This window comes from Segeticoccus rhizosphaerae (assembly GCF_009192725.1).
Taxonomy (GTDB): domain Bacteria; phylum Actinomycetota; class Actinomycetes; order Actinomycetales; family Dermatophilaceae; genus Segeticoccus; species Segeticoccus rhizosphaerae.
The window spans coordinates 1-2,895 of the sequence record NZ_VOHR01000414.1; the positions used below are offsets into that span (position 1 = coordinate 1).

The 2,895-nt window shown below is 69.8% G+C and carries 2 protein-coding genes; both read right to left on the reverse strand.

Going from position 1 to position 2,895, the window contains the following annotated elements:
- Positions 1 to 1,842 (reverse strand): molecular chaperone DnaK (dnaK, locus tag FRW57_RS19885; protein WP_152186866.1); only part of this gene is annotated, 1,842 nt, incomplete at its 3' end.
- A gap of 178 nt (positions 1,843 to 2,020) precedes the next feature.
- Entirely contained in the window at positions 2,021 to 2,740 is a 720-nt protein-coding gene (locus FRW57_RS19890) for a GAF domain-containing protein (RefSeq protein WP_203230440.1), read from the reverse strand.
- Between the last annotated feature and the right edge of the window lie 155 nt (positions 2,741 to 2,895).

Here is a 2,895-nt window from a genome sequence, read left to right on the forward strand (position 1 = left end):
ACCGGTAGCACCGGCGCCCGGGGCACCCTCGCCACCGGCCGCGCCCCCAGCGGCACCGGCTCCGGCGCCCTCGGCCTGGGACGCGGCATACACCGCGGAGCCCATCTTCTGGGAGGCCTCGGACAGCGTGGCCTGCTTGGCCTTGATGTCCTCGATGCTGGCGTCGGAGCCGTCCTTCAGGGCGTCCTTCAGGTCGGACAGGGCCGAGTCGACCTCGCTGCGGGCATCGGCCGGGACCTTGTCCCCGCTGTCGGAGAGGAACTTCTCGGTGGAGTAGACGAGCTGCTCCGCGGTGTTGCGGGTCTCGGTGTCCTCGCGCCGCTTGCGGTCCTCCTCGGCGTGCGCCTCGGCCTCCTTGACCATGCGGTCGATCTCCTCCTTCGGCAGCGCACTGCCACCGGAAATGGTCATCGACTGCTCCTGGCCGGTGCCCTGGTCCTTGGCGGACACGTGGACGATGCCGTTTGCGTCGATGTCGAAGGTGACCTCGATCTTCGGCACGCCCCGCGGCGCCGGCGCGATGCCGGTCAGCTCGAAGTTCCCCAGCGGCTTGTTGTGCTGGGCGATCTCGCGCTCACCCTGGAACACCTGGATGCCCACCGACGGCTGGTTGTCGTCGGCCGTGGTGAAGATCTCGGAGCGCTTGGTCGGGATCGCGGTGTTGCGCTCGATCAGCTTGGTCATGATGCCGCCCTTGGTCTCGATGCCGAGGGACAGCGGCGTCACGTCGATGAGCAGCACGTCCTTGCGCTCGCCCTTGAGCACACCGGCCTGCAGGGAGGCGCCGACCGCGACGACCTCGTCCGGGTTGACGCCCTTGTTGGGCTCCTTGCCGGTGAGCTCCTTGACGACCTGGCTGACGGACGGCATACGGGTCGAGCCACCGACGAGGACGACGTGGTCGATGTCGGACACCGAGATGCCGGCGTCCTTGATCACGTTGTGGAACGGCGCCTTGGTCCGCTCCAGCAGGTCCTGGGTCATGTGCTCGAACTGCGAGCGCGACAGCGACTCGTCCAGGTGGATCGGGCCGTTCTCGCCCATGGAGAGGTACTGCAGGCTGATGTTGGTGTTGCTGGCGGTGGACAGCTCCTTCTTGGCCTGCTCCGCGGCGTCGCGCAGACGCTGCATGGCGATGCGGTCCTTCGCCAGGTCCACGCCGGTCTGGTTCTTCACCGTGGTGAGCAGGTGGTCGACGATCCGCTGGTCCCAGTCGTCACCACCGAGCCGGTTGTCACCGTTGGTGGCACGCACCTGGATCGTGGAGAAGTTGTCCTCCGGGTCCTTGCCCACCTCGAGCAGGGACACGTCGAAGGTCCCGCCGCCGAGGTCGAAGACGAGGATGAGCTCGTCCTCCTTGCCCTTGTCGAGGCCGTAGGCCAGCGCGGCGGCGGTCGGCTCGTTGATGATGCGCAGGACGTTCAGGCCGGCGATCTCGCCGGCCTCCTTGGTGGCCTGCCGCTGGTGGTCGTCGAAGTAGGCCGGCACGGTGATGACCGCGTCGGTGACGTCCTCGCCCAGGTAGGACTCGGAGTCGCGCTTCAGCTTCTGCAGGATGCGGGCGCTGATCTCCTGGGCGGTGTAGGTCTTGCCGTCGATCTCGCCGGACTTCCAGTCGGTGCCGATGTGGCGCTTGACCGAGCGGATGGTCCGGTCGACGTTGGTCACGGCCTGGCGCTTGGCGATCTCGCCGACGAGCACCTCGCCGTTCTTGGCGAACGCCACCACGGACGGCGTCGTCCGCCCGCCCTCCGCGTTCGCGATGATCGTCGGCTCGCCGCCCTCGAGGACGGCCACTGCCGAGTTGGTGGTGCCCAGATCGATGCCTACCGCACGTGCCATCTCCGGTGCTCCTTTCCACAGTCAAGAAGTGCAACCCACTCGACTCGATATTGCGTCACGGCACAACAATCTTGTCAAGTGATCGGCATAGGTAAGTTGTGTCTCGTACGCTCAAGTCAACGGTGGGTCTTCGGGTGGGATTCCCGCGGCCCAAAGGCGAGCCGTCGGATGAGGCGGGTCAGTCGCTGCTGCCGGGCAGGTCCCCGGTGGCCAGCAGGTGCGCGGCGGCGGCGCCGATCTTGCTGCGACTGGCCCGGGCCGCGGCCCGCAGCCGGTTGAACGCGGCCACCGCGTCCAGCCCGTCGCGGGCCATCAGGTAGCCGATGCCCCGCTCGATGGCCACCCGGTGGTCCAGGGCGTACTGCAGCTGGTCGGCCAGCTCCCCGGCGGCGTGCGCGCTCAGCGCCGCGGCCAAGGTGGTCTCGATCACGTCGGCGTAGCGGCCCAGCGCGGCGCACTCGGTGTCGTCCCAGTCGTGGGGCCGGTCGCGGTAGACGTCCAAGGTGCCCACCGGCACCGCACCCAGGCGCACCGGCACCCCCAGCACCGCGTGCACCCCGCACCCGGCCAGCCGCTCGGCCAGCTCCGGCCAGCGCGCATCGCTGGCCACGTCGGTGCTGGCACAGACCCGGCCCTCGATGAACGCCTGGGTGCACGGCCCCTGCCCGGTCTCGGACTCGGCCGTCTCCAGCTGCCGGCCCGGGTCGTCGGTGGCCGACACGTACCGGGTGATGTTCTGCTCATCGGCCACCATGATCCCGGCCCCGCTGACCCCGAACAGCGCCACGCACGCGGCGGTCACCTCATCCAACGCGGAAAGCACCCCCGCCGGCGCGTCCCTGCGGGCGGTCAGCCGGTGCAGGCTGGCCGCCAGCACGCCCGGGTCGATGCTCACCACGGCCGCTCACCCTGCTCGTCCTGCTCGTTCGGGCCGCCCCAGCCGCGCGGCGGGCTCGGGTCATCGAGGGGACCCGCGGAGTCGGTGGAGGCGGTGGAGGCGGTGGAGGCGGCCAGGTGGGTGCGCAGCCGCGTCAGCGCGTCGCCGGCGCGGGC